At 63.0% G+C, this 16121-nt stretch carries 13 protein-coding genes and 2 tRNA genes; 7 read left to right on the forward strand and 8 right to left on the reverse strand.

Annotated features, from left to right (window positions below; translation table 11 throughout):
• Positions 1–85 precede the first annotated feature (85 nt).
• Complete coding sequence (locus ABIB24_RS22070; protein ID WP_137164658.1) at positions 86–1996, forward strand: potassium transporter Kup; 1911 nt, start codon at positions 86–88, stop codon at positions 1994–1996.
• Between the two features lie 388 nt (positions 1997–2384).
• Here ABIB24_RS22070 and ABIB24_RS22075 read toward each other — a convergent pair whose 3' ends face one another.
• The 4 genes from ABIB24_RS22075 to ABIB24_RS22090 all read right to left on the reverse strand — a co-directional run bounded on the left by ABIB24_RS22075 (position 2385) and on the right by ABIB24_RS22090 (position 6867).
• A complete protein-coding gene (locus ABIB24_RS22075; RefSeq protein ID WP_025340272.1) occupies positions 2385–3677 on the reverse strand; it encodes a virulence factor family protein in 1293 nt (430 codons plus the stop codon).
• Positions 3677–6319: a bifunctional lysylphosphatidylglycerol flippase/synthetase MprF gene (gene mprF / locus ABIB24_RS22080; RefSeq protein ID WP_354317242.1), complete on the reverse strand. Its 2643-nt coding sequence runs from the start codon at positions 6317–6319 to the stop codon at positions 3677–3679. Before mprF ends, ABIB24_RS22075 begins: the two co-directional genes overlap by 1 nt.
• A gap of 260 nt (positions 6320–6579) precedes the next feature.
• A tRNA-Met gene (locus ABIB24_RS22085) sits at positions 6580–6656 on the reverse strand.
• A 134-nt stretch (positions 6657–6790) separates the two neighbouring features.
• Positions 6791–6867: transfer RNA gene (locus ABIB24_RS22090), tRNA-Met, on the reverse strand.
• Between the two features lie 220 nt (positions 6868–7087).
• Between ABIB24_RS22090 and dinB the strand changes: the two genes are divergently transcribed.
• Positions 7088–8146, forward strand: a complete 1059-nt coding sequence (gene dinB, locus ABIB24_RS22095) for a DNA polymerase IV (RefSeq protein ID WP_170978906.1) — start codon at positions 7088–7090, stop codon at positions 8144–8146.
• Positions 8147–8314: 168 nt separating this feature from the next.
• Here dinB and ABIB24_RS22100 read toward each other — a convergent pair whose 3' ends face one another.
• From ABIB24_RS22100 to ABIB24_RS22110, 3 genes are all read right to left on the reverse strand, one after another.
• Positions 8315–9268, reverse strand: a complete 954-nt coding sequence (locus ABIB24_RS22100) for a hypothetical protein (protein ID WP_023661807.1) — start codon at positions 9266–9268, stop codon at positions 8315–8317.
• Positions 9269–9288: 20 nt separating this feature from the next.
• Entirely contained in the window at positions 9289–11004 is a 1716-nt protein-coding gene (locus ABIB24_RS22105; protein WP_003257369.1) for a proline--tRNA ligase, read from the reverse strand.
• Between the two features lie 160 nt (positions 11005–11164).
• Entirely contained in the window at positions 11165–12433 is a 1269-nt protein-coding gene (locus ABIB24_RS22110; protein WP_354317243.1) for an OprD family porin, read from the reverse strand.
• 692 nt (positions 12434–13125) lie between these two features.
• Here ABIB24_RS22110 and ABIB24_RS22115 point away from each other — a divergent pair.
• Both ABIB24_RS22115 and ABIB24_RS22120 read left to right on the forward strand, forming a co-directional pair.
• Positions 13126–13545, forward strand: coding sequence for an HIT family protein (locus ABIB24_RS22115; protein ID WP_025340267.1), 420 nt, complete (start codon positions 13126–13128; stop codon positions 13543–13545).
• Position 13546: 1 nt separating this feature from the next.
• Entirely contained in the window at positions 13547–13753 is a 207-nt protein-coding gene (locus ABIB24_RS22120; RefSeq protein WP_025340266.1) for a SlyX family protein, read from the forward strand.
• Between the two features lie 63 nt (positions 13754–13816).
• Here the strand turns inward: ABIB24_RS22120 and ABIB24_RS22125 are convergent, their stop codons facing one another.
• The gene (locus tag ABIB24_RS22125; protein ID WP_025340265.1) at positions 13817–14410 is read right to left on the reverse strand and encodes a cold-shock protein; all 594 of its coding nucleotides are present in this window, start codon (positions 14408–14410) and stop codon (positions 13817–13819) included.
• Positions 14411–14689: 279 nt separating this feature from the next.
• Between ABIB24_RS22125 and ABIB24_RS22130 the strand changes: the two genes are divergently transcribed.
• The 3 genes from ABIB24_RS22130 (at position 14690) to ABIB24_RS22140 (ending at position 16046) form a co-directional block, all read left to right on the forward strand.
• Positions 14690–15163 (forward strand): Dps family protein, encoded by a 474-nt coding sequence (locus ABIB24_RS22130; protein WP_025340264.1) that lies wholly within the window; start codon positions 14690–14692, stop codon positions 15161–15163.
• A gap of 239 nt (positions 15164–15402) precedes the next feature.
• On the forward strand, positions 15403–15732 hold the full coding sequence (locus ABIB24_RS22135; protein ID WP_274120979.1) for a ribbon-helix-helix domain-containing protein: 330 nt from the start codon (positions 15403–15405) through the stop codon (positions 15730–15732).
• Positions 15733–15824: 92 nt separating this feature from the next.
• Entirely contained in the window at positions 15825–16046 is a 222-nt protein-coding gene (locus ABIB24_RS22140; protein WP_003254776.1) for an FmdB family zinc ribbon protein, read from the forward strand.
• Positions 16047–16121: the final 75 nt, after the last annotated feature.

Here is a 16121-nt window from a genome sequence, read left to right on the forward strand (position 1 = left end):
TCGGGCCATTGCGTCAGGGGTACCAAGCTTCCGGGCGCAGGTGGGAATTCTACTGGCCTTGCAAGGCCGTCTGCGGGAGTGGTCGATGGTTCAGGCAAGCAGTCACGCCGAGGGCGGGCACGAGGGGAAGCAGGGCGCGACGCGGTCGCTGAGCCTGCTCGTGGCGGCGGTCGGGGTGGTTTATGGCGATATCGGTACCAGCCCGTTGTATACCCTCAAGGAGGTCTTCAGCGGCGGGTACGGAGTACCGGTCAACCATGACGGCGTGCTGGGGATCCTGTCGCTGATCCTGTGGTCGCTGCTGTGGGTGGTGTCGTTCAAATACGTGATGTTCATCCTGCGCGCCGACAACCAGGGCGAGGGTGGCACCATGGCACTGACTGCACTGGCGAGGCGGGCCACGGCGGCCTACCCGAGGTTGCGTACGCTGATGGTGGTGTGCGGGTTGATCGGCGCTTCGCTGTTCTATGGCGACAGCATGATCACCCCGGCGGTGTCGGTGCTGTCGGCAGTCGAAGGCATGGGGCTGGCCTTCGAAGGCATCGATCACTGGGTGGTGCCGATTTCGCTGGTGGTGCTGGTGGCGCTGTTCCTGGTGCAGAAGCACGGCACCGAGAAGATCGGCAAGCTGTTCGGCCCGATCATGGTCACCTGGTTCGTGGCGCTGGGCGCGCTGGGGGTGCATGGCATCTCGCAGAGCCCGGAAGTGCTCAAGGCATTCAACCCGGTCTGGGCGGTGAACTTCTTCGTGGTTCACCCCGGCATGGGCGTGGCTATCCTCGGCGCGGTGGTGCTGGCGCTGACCGGTGCCGAGGCGCTGTACGCCGACATGGGCCACTTTGGCCGCAAGCCGATCGCCCGCGCCTGGTTCATCCTGGTGCTGCCGGCGCTGGTGCTCAACTACTTTGGCCAGGGCGCGATACTGCTGCAGAACCCGGAGGCGGCACGTAACCCCTTCTACCTGCTGGCGCCGGGCTGGGCACTGCTGCCGCTGGTCGGATTGGCCACCATGGCCACGGTGATCGCCTCGCAGGCGGTGATCTCGGGGGCCTTCTCCCTGACCCGCCAGGCCATCCAGCTGGGTTACATTCCACGCATGCAGATCCAGCACACCTCCAGCGACGAGCAGGGGCAGATCTACATCGGTGCGGTGAACTGGGCGCTGATGGTTGGCGTGGTGCTGCTGGTGATCGGCTTCGGGTCGTCCGGCGCCCTGGCGGCGGCCTACGGCGTGGCGGTGACCGGTACCATGCTGATGACCACCCTCCTGGTCTCGGCGGTGATGTTGCTGCTGTGGAAGTGGCCACCGGTGCTGGCGGTGCCGATCCTGCTGGGTTTCCTGTTTGTGGATGGGCTGTTCTTTGCCGCCAACGTGCCGAAGATCATCCAGGGCGGGGCCTTCCCGGTCCTGGCCGGCGCTGTGCTGTTCCTGTTGATGAGCACCTGGAAGCGCGGCAAGCAGATCCTGATGGAGCGTATCGACGAAGGCGCGCTGCCGCTGCAGCTGTTCATCAGCAGTATCCGCATTCAGCCGCCGCACCGGGTCGAAGGCACGGCGGTGTTCCTCACGGCGCGCTCCGATGCGGTACCCCATGCGCTGTTGCACAACATGCTGCATAACCAGGTGCTGCACAGCCAGGTGGTGCTGCTGACGGTGGTCAGCGAGGATCGGCCACGGGTGCCGGAGCAGGAGCGCTTTGAGGTGGAAGCCTATGGCGACGGGTTCTTCCGCGTGTTGCTGCACTTCGGCTTCATGGACGAACCGGACGTGCCGGCGGCGTTGAAGCTGTGCCACTTGGAAGACCTGGATTTCAGCCCGATGCGCACCACCTTCTTCCTCAGCCGCGAGACCGTGATCGCCTCACGGCTGGAGGGAATGTCGCGCTGGCGGGGCAACCTGTTCGCGTTCCTGCTGAAGAATGCCAACGGCAACTTGCGCTTCTTCAACCTGCCGCTGAACCGTGTGATCGAGCTGGGGACCCAGGTCGAGATCTGAGAGGCAACACAGATTTCAAGGCAGTACCCGTCCCATGTGGGAGCGGGCGTGCCCGCGAAGCCGGCAACTCGGTGTAGGGCACCGGCTTCGCCGGTGTTCGCGGGCATGCCCGCTCCCACATGGACCGCATAGCTTTCAAAGCTTGCGCTGTACCTGCGGGAGATTGCCCAGCCCTTTGGGCTGCGCTGTCGCGCAGATAACTGGATTCGCAAGCGATCCTCGTACCCTGTGGGAGCGGCTTTAGCCGCGAAGAATCCAACGCGGTGCATGGCACCGGCTGCGCCGGTGTTCGCGGCTAAAGCCGCTCCCACAGGGTCTCTGCTAAATCAATGAGTTATGTGCAGTTCTATGAGAGCGGGTTTACCCGCGAATGGGCTGCAAGATCTTATCAGTTCTGCTCAGCCACGCTGGACTTGCCCTGGCGCGTCTCGATCTCGCCGATCAAGCGCTTGGCCAGTGCCGGGTAGTTTTCGTCGAAGTGGTGCCCCCCCGGCAGCTTCAGGCGTTCACCCACCGCAGTCTTGTCGGTGCAACCGCTCTCGTCGGTTTCTTCCACACCATACACGCACACCACCTTGGAGGCCGGCAGCCTGGCCATTTCCGGCCCGGTTGGCGCTTCCTGGCCTTCCTTGCCCAGCCAGCCCTCGACTTCGATCTCGAAGCTGCCGCTGCGGGCAAAGGCCAGCAGCATCACCGCGTCGATACGCTGCTGGTCCTCGGCCGGCAGGCGGTTGTAGATCGCCGGCAGCACGTCGGCACCGAACGAATAACCGGTCAGCACGAAGCGCTTGGTGCCCCATTTCTGCCGGTAGTGCTGCATCAGCTCGGACAGGTCGGCGGCGCTTTGTTCCGGGGTCTTGTGCTGCCAGTAGTAGCGCAGCGTGTCGATGCCGACCACCGGGTAGCCAAGCTTGGCCATTTCCCCGGCCACATCGCGGTCCAGGTCCCGCCAGCCGCCATCACCGGAAAGGAACAGGGTGACCGTGTCGGTGGTCTGCCCGGCTGGCACCTCGACCACCGGGATGGCCAGGGCGTTGCCGTCGTGGCCGACCAGGGCCTGGGTCAGCTGGGCCTTGAGCACTTGTGGCAGGTGAATGTCGTAGTCGCTGATGCTGGTTTCGGCATTGGCCTGGTCGCGCACGAAGGCGGCGCTGGCGTCATCCGGGTTGTCGTTCCAGGCGACGTTCCAGTGGCCGTGGGCGGCCGACTTCGGCAGCGCTGCCTGGCAGCCGGGCTGTTCCAGGCTGAAGTCCACGGAAATCGCCCGCGCCTTGTCGTTGTTCTGGCTGGCCAGCCAGCGCCAGGCCTGAGAGGCGCCAGGGCCGATACCGGCGACCAGGGTCGGTTTCTCCGGCAGCTGGCCCATGGCCTGGTCCAAGGCCTGTTGCTGCTTGCTGCAGTCGTTGGGCGGCAGGATCACCTGCACCAGTTGCGCTTCGCCAGCCTGGGCCAGGTCCAGCAGCTGCCTGTCGGTCAGCGCCTGGTCCTGGGGTACACCGATGGCCACTCGGGCCTTGGGGTGCACGCCTGGGGTCACACGGGTGATGCGGGTGTCATTGATGCTCAGTTGTTCCAGGCGTGCCTCGGGGGCAGGGCGGGTCCATAGCCAGAACGCCAGCGCGCCTCCCAGGGCGGCCAACAGCAGGGGAACCAGCAGGTAAAGCCAAAAGCGTCGGGTCATCAACGTTTCACCAATCCAGTCAGGCCGCCTGCGATCAGGGCGGCGGTGTCGGCCAGTGCCACCAGCGGGTCGAGCCCGGCCGGCACGGCCATGTAGCGGGGTTCCCAGTCCGGTTGGAACTTGTCCTTGAAGCGTCGAAGCCCCTGGAAGTTGTACAGCTGCTCGCCACGGCGGAACACCATCGAGCCCAGGCGCTGGGTCAAGGGCGCGCCACGCCGCGGCTGCAGGCCGGAAAGCGGCACCATGCCCAGGCTGAAGCGGGCGTAGTCATGGCTTTTGTAGTGCAGGATCAGGCCGATCATCATGAATTCCATGGTCAGCTTCGGGGCCTCGGGGTGCGCACGCATCAGGTCGAGGCTGGCCAGTTCGTTGCCATGGGTTTCCAGCAGGTTGGCGAAAGCCACCGGGCGGCCCTGGAAGCGGATCAGGGCAATGCGAAAATGCTGCAGGTATTCAGGGCTGAAGCGCCCCAGCGAGAAGCCTTTCTCGCGCACGTTCTTGCCGCCAAGCCAGGCGTCGGAAATTTCCTTCAGCTCTGCCAGCGGGGCATGCCCGGGTTCGTGGATTTCCAGGCTCAGGCCGTCACGGCCGCCACGGTTCCAGGTGTAGCGCAGGTCCTTCATCTCCTTGCCCTTGGCTTCGAGGTCGAAGCGGCGCAAGTCGACCCGGGCTTCTTCGCCCAGCTTCAGCGCGGTCAGGCCGATGTCCATGTAGAACGGCAGGTTCTCGGCGCGCACCTGATAGAACACCGGGCGGGCATGGTGCAGGTCGCACAGGTCGCGGAATTGCCAGATCATCTCGGCGCGCTCCTGGGCCGGGCCGATCGGGTCGTACAGCGCCACCAGGCTGCGGCCGCGACGGGCGTACATGAGGAAGGCGTTGTCGCGAGGGTGGAACAGCAGCGCCTTGTCACCGGTCAGGGCCAGGCCGCCATCGGGCTGGTCGGAGGCCAGCAGAATGCGGTTGGCACGCAGTAGCTCTTCTTCGTCAGGCAGGTGGATCACCGGTGGTGCGGTGCGCAGCAGCCAGGTCAGGGCCACGGCCGCCAGCAGCACTGCGCTGCCCATGGCGGCGCGCAGGCCACGCGGGGCATCGGCATCGAGGGTGAACTGCCACCACAGCTGATGGCTGTAGGGCACATCCTGGTAGGCGAACAGCAACAACCACACCGATGCGCCGACCACACAGGCGCTGGCCACCAGAAACACCGGCGAGAACGGCAACTCGAGCAAACGGCTGGGACGGTAGAAGGAACGGCGGAACAAGGCGAGCAGGGCGGCAGTGAGGGTCAGCAGGCAGGCCTCTTCCCAATCGAAGCCCTTGAGCAGCGACAGCAGGGCGCCGACCAGCAACAGCACGGTGGTCAGCAGCCAGGCGGCGGACAGGCGCCGGCGCAGGCCCTGGGCCAGCAGCAGGCACAGCACGCCGATCAGGCTGGCGCCGAAGTGCGAGGCATCGATCAGGCGGTGCGGAACCAGAAAACCCATGTGCTCCAGGCGGGTGTCGATCTCGGGCGTGGCCCCGGAGAACAGCAGCACCACCCCGGACAGGAACACCAGGATCGACAGGATCGGCGCGGCCAGCCCGGAAGCGGCCTTGATAGCCTGTTGGGCGAACAGCAGGCGCCGGGCCTCGTTGGCCAGCAGCAGCACGCAGGCCAGCAGCAGCGGCAGCACCACGTAGATCAGCCGATACAGCAGCAGGGCCGCTGCCAGCGGCGCGGCGCCGAGTTGGTCGGCAAAAGCTGCCAGCAGGATCGCTTCGAATACCCCGACGCCGCCCGGTACGTGGCTGAGCACACCTGCGGCCAAGGCCAGCAGGTACACCAGCACAAAGGCACCGAACGGCGGTGCTTCGGGCAGTAGCAGATACAGCACGGTGGCGGCAGCGGCGACATCCAGTGCGGTGATCAGCAATTGCAGGGCTGCCAGGCGTGCGCCCGGCAGGCGCAGTGTGCGGCGGCCCAGTTGTACCAGCAGGCTGTTGGCCAGTGGTTGCTCAGCCAGGCGACGGCGGTACAAGCCGAACACCAGCATGCTGCATACCAGCAGCACGGCTATTGCGACACCCGCCAGCAAGCCAGGCGCCAAACCCAGTGCGGCAGACGCCGCCGGCAGGTCGCTCAAGGTCGCCAAGGCGGCCAGGGGCGGCAGCGCGCAGCCCAGTGACAGGCTGGCAAAAACGGTCATCCGTGCAACTTCACCTGCGCCAACCCCCTGGCGTGCATACAGGCGGTAGCGCACCGAACCGCCCGAAAGCATCGACAGGCCGATGGCGTTGCCGATGGCAAAGGCGCTGAAACCGCCCAGCGCCAGGCTGCTCGCCGGCAGCTTCACGCCGGCATAGCGGCTGGCAGACCACTCGTAGCCCAGCAGGACAACGAAACCGAGCACGGTAGCCAGCAAGGCGCCAAGTAACGACTGGGGCGGGACGCTGAGCATGGCATCGTGCAAGGCATAGATGTCCAATTCGCTCAACAGGTGGCGGCAGGCGATCAAGGCCATGGTGAACAACACCAGGGTCACTACCAGACCGATGGGCTGGCGGTAGCGGCTCAAGCGTTCGAGCAAGGGCAGGCGTTGCACCGCGCCGGGTAGCGCCGAGGCAAGCGGCACCGGGGGTTCGGGGTTGTGCGAAGTCATGGACTGCCCCGGGCTTGCAGCGCGAGGTGAGGGAAAGGTGTGGCCAAGTGAGAGTCCCTTAGGAAAACGTATCCAATGTTACTCCGGCCTCAAGCGCTTTCAGCGGCCTGGCAGGGTTAAAGATAGTTCATCCTGGGCACGACCTCTCAAGCCTGCGGGTTGGCTGGAGGCGGGGGAATTGGAGGGCGACGAAAAGCAGGAGGGGGAAAGCAACAAACCCCGCGCTGCTGTTACACAGGCGGGGTTTGTTCTGACGAATATGGTTGCGGGAGCCGGATTTGAACCGACGACCTTCGGGTTATGAGCCCGACGAGCTACCAGGCTGCTCCATCCCGCGTCAGTGGGGCGCATTCTACAGCTTTCAGAATGGGTGTCAAGCGCTAGTCATTGATTTTTTTGAAATTTCTTTCAACGCATTATTTGACGCAAAAGAAAAAGGCCACTGTGTGAACAGTGGCCTTTTCTCGAATCTGGTTGCGGGAGCCGGATTTGAACCGACGACCTTCGGGTTATGAGCCCGACGAGCTACCAGGCTGCTCCATCCCGCGCCTGTGAGATCGAATTCTACGGATTTACCCGTGGGTGTCAAGCTTTTTTCTGAAAAAACCTTTCCTGTTCAAACTCTTAGCGTTTGAATATAGCGCGCAGCTCAGGCGCGACGGGGCTTTCAGGCCGATTATCGACCAATGCCGGGCACAGGCTGCATGCCTCGAAGGCACATGCGATACTATCTGTATGAATTTACAGTGCTGACGGTCATCCATGTCCTTGCGCAAGATCATCCACGTCGACTGCGATTGCTTTTATGCCGCGATCGAAATGCGTGACGACCCGCGCCTGGCCGGGCGGCCCATGGCGGTGGGGGGCTCGGCCGACCACCGTGGGGTGATCGCCACCTGCAACTATGAAGCGCGTGCCTACGGCGTGCGTTCGGCCATGTCGTCGCGGCACGCCCTGAAGCTGTGCCCGGACCTGCTGATCGTCAAGCCGCGCTTCGAGGCCTACCGTGAGGCCTCGCGGGAAATCCACACAATCTTCCGCGACTACACCGAGTTGATCGAGCCACTGTCACTGGACGAGGCCTACCTGGATGTGAGCGACAGCCAGTGGTATTCGGGCAGCGCCACGCGCATTGCCGAGGATATCCGCCGGCGCGTCGCCCGCACCCTGCATATCACTGTCTCAGCCGGTGTGGCGCCGAACAAGTTCCTGGCCAAGATCGCCAGTGACTGGCGCAAGCCCAATGGCCTGTTCGTGATTACTCCGGGCGAAGTGGAGGCGTTCGTCGCCGCCCTGCCGGTGGCCAGGCTGCACGGGGTAGGCAAGGTAACGGCAGACAAGCTGGCGCGGTTGGGTATCGAAACCTGCCTGGAATTACGCGACTGGTCGCGCCTGGCGCTGGTGCGCGAGTTCGGCAGCTTTGGCGAGCGTTTGTGGGGGCTGGCGCGGGGTATCGATGAACGTGCGGTGCACAATGACAGTCGCCGGCAGTCGGTCAGCGTGGAAAACACCTACGACACCGATCTGCCGGACCTGGCCAGTTGCCTGGCACGGCTGCCCGAGCTGCTGGAAAGCCTGAACGAGCGTATCGCCCGAATGGACAGCAGTTACCGACCGGAAAAGCCCTTCGTCAAGGTCAAGTTCCATGACTTCAGCCAGACCACCATGGAGCAGGCGGGGGCGGGTAGGGACCTGGAAAGTTATCGACAATTGCTGGGGCAGGCGTTTGCCCGTGGTGGCAAACCGGTGCGCTTGCTGGGGGTAGGCGTGAGGTTGCGCGACTTGCGCGGGGCGCATGAGCAGCTGGAGCTGTTCCCGCCTCAATAAATGGCCTGGGCCTGGCTGCATGGCCCCCTGTGGGAGCGGCCTTGTGTCGCGAAAGGGCCGCGCAGCGGCCCCAGGATTTCAGCAGTGATGCATCAATTGTCGGGGCTGCTCTGCAGCCCTTTCGCGACACAAGGCCGCTCCCACAGGGGGGATGCGTTACCGCAGCAGTTACTGCGCGCCCGGGTCGGCCACCAACCGGCCAGTGGCCTTGGTCAGCGACTGCAGAAACTCCTGCTGCAACTCCGGATCGTTGCGGGTGAGTTCGATCAGGCTCTGTTCCATTTCACTGGCTTCCTCTTCCAGGCCCAGTTCGGACAAGCGCTTGACCCGGTGTACCCATTGGCCGACATCGTCATCTTCGAGGTCATCGAAGATCAGTTCATGGGCTTCGAGCAGCTTGTTGCGCAGGGTGGCGCTGACCAGCAGGCTGGCATCGCCTCGTACCGCGTTGTCCTCGTCCAGCACCTGCAGGTGCAGGGTGCCGATGTGGTTGAGGTTCTGCTCGGAGAACGGGCTGTCGAGCAGGTTCAGGCGCAGCACGCCGTTCCTGTCTGTTGTCAGCTCGTGGGTCATCTTGCCGGCCTTGACCTCGACCAGGCGCTCGCTCCAGGGCACGCTGGTAGATTCCTCGCGCTTGCCTTTCTGCACTTCGCTGATCCCGGCCAGGTTCTGCTGGGCACGGCCGTTGGACGGCACGTTCATGAACGGGTTGAGCCCGTCCACGCCATAGCTGAGCCAGTCGTGGGTGATGCTTTCCGGCAGGTTGCCCAGGGCGAAGACATTGACCACATTGGCACCCACGCCTGCCACCACGGCCACCGCACCCAGCGGGATCTCGTAGATTTCCCGCCAGGGTTGGTAAGGCGTGTAGCGGTCATAGCTGCGGGTGACTTCGAACTCGGTGACTTCGAAGCGCTTCTGCTCATGCACGCGCACACGTCGTTGCGGAAGCTCCATCACCTTCGGCTCGCCGACATCGATCTGCAGGGTGTGCTCGAGCAGTTTGCGCTCGACGCGCTCCTCATGGTCGCTGCGCTGGGACATCTGGTTGGCGCAGCCGCTGACGAGCAGGGCGCCGCACAGTGCGGCGCCCCCCAGGGGAAAGGTACTTCGCTTGAACATGATCACTCGTGCATTGGTTATCAGCGGCGAACGCGGGCCTGCAGGAAGGTCAGCACTTCATCGAGCGGCAACGACTGGGCGTCCTGCTCGGTGCGGTGCTTGTACTCCAGGTTGCCTTCGGCCAGGCCGCGATCGCTGACGACGATGCGGTGCGGGATGCCGATCAGCTCCATGTCGGCAAACTTGATGCCTGGGCTGGTCTTCTTGTCACGGTCGTCCAGCAGCACTTCGTAGCCGGCAGCAGTCAGCTCGGCGTACAGCTTGTCGGTCGCCTCGCGAACTACCTCGGTTTCGTAGCGCAGCGGTACCAGGGCGATCTGGAACGGGGCCAGGGCGTCGTTCCAGATGATGCCCTTGTCGTCGTAGCTCTGCTCGATGGCAGCTGCCACCACGCGGGACACACCGATACCGTAGCAGCCCATGGACAGGGTTACCGGCTTGCCGTTCTCGCCCAGTACCTGGCACTTCAGCGCCTCGCTGTACTTGGTGCCGAGCTGGAAGATGTGGCCCACTTCGATGCCGCGCTTGATCACCAGGGTACCCTGGCCGTCCGGGCTCGGGTCGCCTTCGACCACGTTACGCAGGTCGGCGACCTGTGGAACCGGCAGGTCGCGCTCCCAGTTCACGCCGAAGTAGTGCTTGTCGTCGATGTTGGCGCCAATGCCGAAGTCGCTCATCAGGGCAACCGAGCGGTCGATTACGATTTCCAGCGGCAGGTTCAGCGGGCCGAGCGAGCCGGCACCAGCGCCGATGGCCTCGCGCAGTTCGGCGTCGGTGGCCATGACCAGCGGGTCGGCAACCTGTTCCAGCTTGGCCGCCTTGATTTCGTTGAGCTCATGGTCGCCACGCACGATCAGTGCTACCAGCTTGCCTTCTTCGGCGCCGCGCACGATCAGGGTCTTGACGGTCTTTTCGATCGGCAGGCCGAAGTTTTCCACCAGTTGGGCGATGGTCTTGGCGTTCGGCGTGTCGACCAGGCGCAGCTCCTCGGTAGGGGCCGGGCGCACGGTTTCACGCGGGATGGCCTCGGCCTTCTCGATGTTGGCGGCGTAGTCGGAGCTGTCGCTGAAGATCACGTCGTCTTCGCCGGACTCGGCCAGTACGTGGAATTCGTGTGAGTAGCTGCCACCAATGGAGCCGGTGTCGGCCTGCACTGGGCGGAAGTCCAGGCCCAGGCGGGTGAACACGTTGCTGTACGCCTGGTGCATGCGGTCGTAGGTTTCCTGCAGGGAAGCCTGGTCGGCATGGAACGAGTAGGCGTCCTTCATGATGAACTCGCGGCCGCGCATCAGGCCGAAGCGCGGGCGGATCTCGTCACGGAACTTGGTCTGGATCTGGTACATGTTGAGCGGCAGCTGTTTGTAGCTGGACAGCTCGTTGCGGGCCAGGTCGGTGATCACTTCTTCGTGGGTCGGGCCGACGCAGAAGTCGCGCTGGTGGCGGTCCTTCAGGCGCAGCAGCTCGGGGCCGTACTGTTCCCAGCGGCCGGATTCCTGCCACAGTTCGGCGGGCTGGATGCTGGGCATCAGCACTTCCAGGGCGCCGGCGGCGTTCATTTCCTCACGCACCACGGCCTCGACCTTGCGCATCACCCGCAAGCCCATCGGCAGCCAGGTGTACAGGCCGGAGGCCAGTTTGCGGATCATGCCGGCACGCAGCATGAGCTGATGGCTGATGACCACTGCGTCGGCAGGGGTTTCTTTCTGGGTGGCGAGCAAATATTGACTGGTGCGCATGGTGAGCCGTGTCGATTGCCTAAGACATTGAAATGACCCCGCATTGTACGGGGGCGAAACGAAGGCGTACAGGATGCCCCAGGGCGTGACGCTTGTCAGCCAAGAAAAAGCCCGGCGTGATCGCCGGGCTTTTTCAGGTGCGGGGCACTGCAAGCCAGGCTTACAGGATGCTCAGCGGGTACTCCACGATCAGGCGCAGTTCGTCGATCGATGGGGAGCTGTCCAGGTACACCGCGTCGGAGGAGCGGTAGGTAGCCTGACGGATACGGAAGCTCAGGTCCTTGGCTGGGCCTTCCTGCAGCACGTACTTGATATCGACGTCGCGTTCCCATTCTTTGCCGTTGTCGCCGCTCGAAACGTTGGCGTCGGTACCGCGTACATAACGGGTCATGAAGGTCAGGCCCGGGATGCCGTATTCGGCGAAGTTCAGGTCGTAGCGAGCCTGCCAAGATTTCTCGTCTTCAGAGTTGAAGTCGGAACGGGCCACGGAGTTGGCCAGGAAGATGGTGCCGCCACCGTCGATGCCATAGCCATAGTCGCCGTCGCCGGTGACTTTCTGGTAGGCCAGGGTGAAGGTGTGAGCGCCGATGTTGTAGGCGCCCGACAGGCTGAATGCGCGGTTGTCCAGCTTGTCGCCGTCGAACGCGCGGTACTCGGCCGAGCCTTCGCTCTTGGTGTCATAGATGTTGAAGTCGAACACCAGGCCCTGTTTGTCCGAGATCGGCACTGCCCAGTTGACGTTGGCGTAGTATTTGCGCCAGTAGTCTTCAACCTTCGAGTAGTACAGGCTGGTGCTGAGGTTGTCGGTGAAGGCGTAGGTACCACCTACCACGTTGGCTTCCTTCAGGCGGAAGCTGTCGCGGTTGGTCTCCTCTTGGGCGGTCAGGCTGGTGAAATGACCAGCGTGCAGGGTCAGGCCCTCGATCTCGTTGCTGGTGATCAGGGTGCCCTGGGCGATTTCCGGCAGCAGGCGGCTGTCGTCAGTGGCGAAGACCGGCAGAGCGGTGAACTGGTCACCCACTTTCAGTACGGTGTCGGAGATGCGGAATTTAACCGCGCCGCCGGCCTTGGAGTAGTCATCCTGCGAACGGCCGTCGGAGCCGGTCGGGAACAGGCCGGTACCGGCGCGGCCCTTGCCGCTGTCCAGTTTCAGGCCGAGCATGCCGATGGCATCGACACCCACACCCACGGTGCCCTGGGTGAAGCCGGACTCGAAGGTGCCGAGGAAGCCCAGGCCGGTTTCTTCGCGACGGCTCTGGCCGCCTTCGTTGTTACGGAAGTCACGGCTGAAGTACAGCATGCGGGTCTTGACGTTCAGCTTGCTGTCTTCGATGAAACCTTTGGACTCGTCCTGGGAAGAGGCCAATGCCAACTGCGAGGTCCCTGCCGCAACGGCCAGGGCGATCATGCTCCACTTCATCACGCGCATCGTGATTTGCTCCTTTGGTTTTTAGGAAGAGTACCGCTGCGTCCAAGTGTTTTAGTTATATGGGGCAGCTCTTTCTTGTTATGTCGGCGAAAATGTATAGCACGCTGACTGTTGTTGGCGATATGGGTATAAACATCCTTTTCGGAACTTTTTCACCATGTCGCTTTTAAGTATTTCCATGTCGCAAATCACGCCCCGGTTTAAGGGCCGTACAACACCAGCGCTGTTTCTTTCACCGTAACGAACCTGTAACTACCGATTCCGGTTGGGGAAACTCCCTGGTAACCAATGCCGCTGTTGTTATTTGTCGCGTACACCTGTCGATGCAGATGTCGTGCCGACTTGGCGTGAAAGGAATGCAACAAGCGTGCTCAAAATTCGCAACGCTTCATGAAATTTTCACAAAACCTGCTACCGGGGGTCGGAAAGTGCCGTAAACACGGGGCGGGAGCCGCCTGACGGGGTGTCACAGTCAAGAATCATTAAAATTTGAAAAGCTGTCATGAAAGTCAATGTGTTACCGCAACTTGTTCATGCGGCGTCACCTTTGGGGTGGCAAGTGTGGTGCGAGGTGTACGGGCGGCCTCATTTTGGTGCGAAAAGTAGCGCTGTGTTACCGGGAACGTGCAGGGTATCCTTGCAGGCCTGTTTTCCGCGTGACGCGGGTTGGTTCTGCCTGAAGGAGATTTGCCGTGTTCGTCCTCGATTCGCGTTTGCAGCAGGATTCGCTGGTGCTGGGGGAGTTTGCGCTGTGCCAGTTGCTGCTGAGCAAGGATGCCAACTATCCATGGTTCATCCTGGTGCCCAAGCGCGCCGGCATCAGCGAACTGTTCGAGCTCGATGCTGCGGAGCAGCAGCAGTTGTGGCAGGAAACCACCAGCCTGGCCGAAGCGCTGAAAGCCAGCTACAGCGCCGACAAGATGAACGTGGCCACCCTGGGCAATGTGGTCAGCCAGTTGCACATGCACGTGATCGTGCGCCAGCGCGACGACGCCGCCTGGCCGGCACCGGTGTGGGGCAAGTGCCCGGCGGTGGCCTACACCGACGACCAGGTGCAAGCCATTCGTCAGCGCCTGCGCGGGCTGCAGCTCGCCGGCTACCAGGAGGCCTGACATGTCGCTTGAATCGCGAGTGGTCGAACTGGAAACACGCCAGGCGTTCCAGGATGACACCATCCAGGCACTGAATGACGTGGTGGTTGAACAGGGGCGGGTGATCGAGCGGCTGCAGTTGCAGATGGCCGAGCTGATCAAGCGTTACGAAGAGATGGTTGGCCAGTACGGCAGCGAAGGGGACGAGGCGCCACCGCCTCATTATTGATACCTGAACCCCTGCAGGAGCGGGCATGCCCGCTCCTGCAGGGGATGGTTTCGACAAGTTGGATCAGCGGCGGGTTACCGCAACCACATCCTCGGCCTGCAGGCCCTTGTCGCGGTGCATCACGGAAAACTCCACGCGCTGGCCTTCCACCAGGATGCGGTGGCCTTCGCCGCGAATGGCGCGAAAGTGCACGAAGATATCATCGCCCGAGTCGCGGGAGATGAAGCCGAAGCCTTTGGACGTGTTGAACCACTTCACGGTACCGGTATCACGATTGCCGGCATCCTGCGCCGCGTGCTGACTGGCGCGTGCCTTGCGCGGGATGCGGGCAAAGCCCACGGCCAGGTGCACGGCCACGGCCAGCGCCGCGCAGACCAGTGCGGCCAGGTTGCCCATTTCCGGGCGGGCCAGCAGTGTCAGGGTCTGCAGCACCACGGCCACCACCAGCAGGGCGCACGCCAGGTGCTGCAACTGCTGCCGCGCGCCGCGGTAGTACAGTGGCACGACCGGGGCCAGCACCAGGTTGAGCAGGCCGAGCAGGGCAAGGTAGACCGCGTCGGGTTGTTGCAGGAAGGGGGTCGCATCGGTTTTCAGGCTGGGTATGAGCGATAGCAGCAAGGCTGCCACGCCCGTCACCAGATGGACGATCTTGAACATGGGGTTGGCTCACAGTTGATAAGGCCGATCACAGGAAGAGCTGGCAGCACGGTGCGCATGAGGTGTAGAGCGCGAACACGTGGCAGGCCAGCCTATGCACCCGGCAATGACAATCCGCACGGGTGGCACCATGCCTATTTAACAGTAAAGCCGCAGGCTACTCAAACCGCAGGCCGCGACGGGCGATGTGTTGCGCCATGTCACATGCGGCGTGTACCAAGTGTTGCTACAGTGGTCGTCACCTGCTTGGGTCTCAAGCCTTATGGAAAGGGGAACTTCATGGCAATCGATATCGGTATCAGTGAAGAAGATCGCAAGTCCATCGTCGATGGGCTGTCCCGCCTGTTGTCGGATACCTACGTGCTGTATCTGAAAACCCATAACTTCCACTGGAACGTCACCGGTCCGTCGTTCCGCACCCTGCACCTGATGTTCGAAGAGCAGTACAACGAACTGGCGCTGGCGGTCGACTCGATCGCCGAGCGCATTCGCGCCCTGGGCTTTCCGGCGCCGGGGGCTTATGCATTCTATGCGCGGCACTCCTCGATCAAGGAGGAAGAAGGGGTGCCGCCTGCCGACGAGATGATCCGCCAGCTGGTCCAGGGCCAGGAAGCCGTGGTGCGTACCGCGCGCAGCATCTTCCCGGTGGTGGACAAGGTCAGTGACGAGCCGACCGCCGACCTGCTGACCCAGCGCATGCAGGTGCACGAGAAAACCGCCTGGATGCTGCGGGTGCTGCTCGACGGCAAGTAGATACCCAGCGCTGTACCGGCCCTTGTAGGAGCGGCCTTGTGTCGCGATGGGCTGCGAAGCAGCCCCGGCAATTTGTGCAATTGCACTCAAACCCTGGGGCTGCTTCGCAGCCCATCGCGACACAAGGCCGCTCCTACAGGTCCTGCGCAATTTTGTGCGGGAAGATTTTGCCGCTGCTTTAAGCTCGCCCATCAGCGCTTCATAGGCCACCTGGTACCTGTGACGAGGAAGTGTGGCGCATGATGCAAGCAAGCAAACGTGTGGCTGGCCAGGGGCGTTGGCCGGGTAAACAGTGCATCGACCCGTTCAAGGCGGATTTCGACATGTTGCAGATCCAGCCGGTGTCACGCTCGGTGCGGCTCAACGGCTTTTCCACCTGCCTGCGGCTGGAGGCCGTCTACTGGGGCATCCTGGAGCGCATCGCCGCGGCCAACCGCTGCTCGGTCAGCGCGGTGCTGTCCTACGTGGACCGCGAGGTTCACCTGCGCCAGGGTGGGGTGCGCAACTTCAGCGGGCTGATCAGGGTGATCTGCGTCGCCTGGCTGCTGGACCCGCCAAGTGTGCGCTGATCGCCTGGCGGGCTGCGCAGTGCTTGCTAACCATATATAATCCCGCTTTTTGCTGCCCCGGCAGCCAGCGTTGTGGTTGACGAGAGACACCCATGCCCCTTTATGACTATCAATGTGCATCCTGCGAGCACCGCATGGAAGTGCTGCAGAAGATCAGCGCCGCGCCGCTGACCGATTGCCCGGCCTGCCAGGCGCCGGCGCTGAAAAAGCTGCTGTCGGTGCCAGGCTTCCGCCTGAGCGGTAACGGTTGGTACGAAACCGACTTCAAGACCGGGGCGAAAAAGAATCTGGCAGGCGGCGACAAGGCCGACTGAGTTGAATGCTGTGACCGGGTCTTGCAGTATTAGCCCTCTGCGGGCGGCCAAGGCCTCCACCGAATACACGAATCA

This window comes from Pseudomonas sp. UYEF17 (assembly GCF_040546125.1).
Lineage (GTDB): Bacteria > Pseudomonadota > Gammaproteobacteria > Pseudomonadales > Pseudomonadaceae > Aquipseudomonas > Aquipseudomonas putida_Z.

Bases quoted from the DNA above. Each gene is read 5' to 3' on its own strand.
- ABIB24_RS22070 (WP_137164658.1), top strand. From the start codon at position 86: ATGGTTCAGGCAAGCAGTCACGCCGAGGGCGGGCACGAGGGGAAGCAG.
- mprF (WP_354317242.1), bottom strand. From the start codon at position 6,319: ATGACTTCGCACAACCCCGAACCCCCGGTGCCGCTTGCCTCGGCGCTA.
- ABIB24_RS22135 (WP_274120979.1), top strand. From the start codon at position 15,403: ATGATGCAAGCAAGCAAACGTGTGGCTGGCCAGGGGCGTTGGCCGGGT.
- ABIB24_RS22075 (WP_025340272.1), bottom strand. From the start codon at position 3,677: ATGACCCGACGCTTTTGGCTTTACCTGCTGGTTCCCCTGCTGTTGGCC.
- ABIB24_RS22125 (WP_025340265.1), bottom strand. From the start codon at position 14,410: ATGTTCAAGATCGTCCATCTGGTGACGGGCGTGGCAGCCTTGCTGCTA.
- ABIB24_RS22140 (WP_003254776.1), top strand. From the start codon at position 15,825: ATGCCCCTTTATGACTATCAATGTGCATCCTGCGAGCACCGCATGGAA.
- ABIB24_RS22130 (WP_025340264.1), top strand. From the start codon at position 14,690: ATGGCAATCGATATCGGTATCAGTGAAGAAGATCGCAAGTCCATCGTC.
- ABIB24_RS22110 (WP_354317243.1), bottom strand. From the start codon at position 12,433: ATGCGCGTGATGAAGTGGAGCATGATCGCCCTGGCCGTTGCGGCAGGG.
- ABIB24_RS22105 (WP_003257369.1), bottom strand. From the start codon at position 11,004: ATGCGCACCAGTCAATATTTGCTCGCCACCCAGAAAGAAACCCCTGCC.
- ABIB24_RS22120 (WP_025340266.1), top strand. From the start codon at position 13,547: ATGTCGCTTGAATCGCGAGTGGTCGAACTGGAAACACGCCAGGCGTTC.
- ABIB24_RS22100 (WP_023661807.1), bottom strand. From the start codon at position 9,268: ATGTTCAAGCGAAGTACCTTTCCCCTGGGGGGCGCCGCACTGTGCGGC.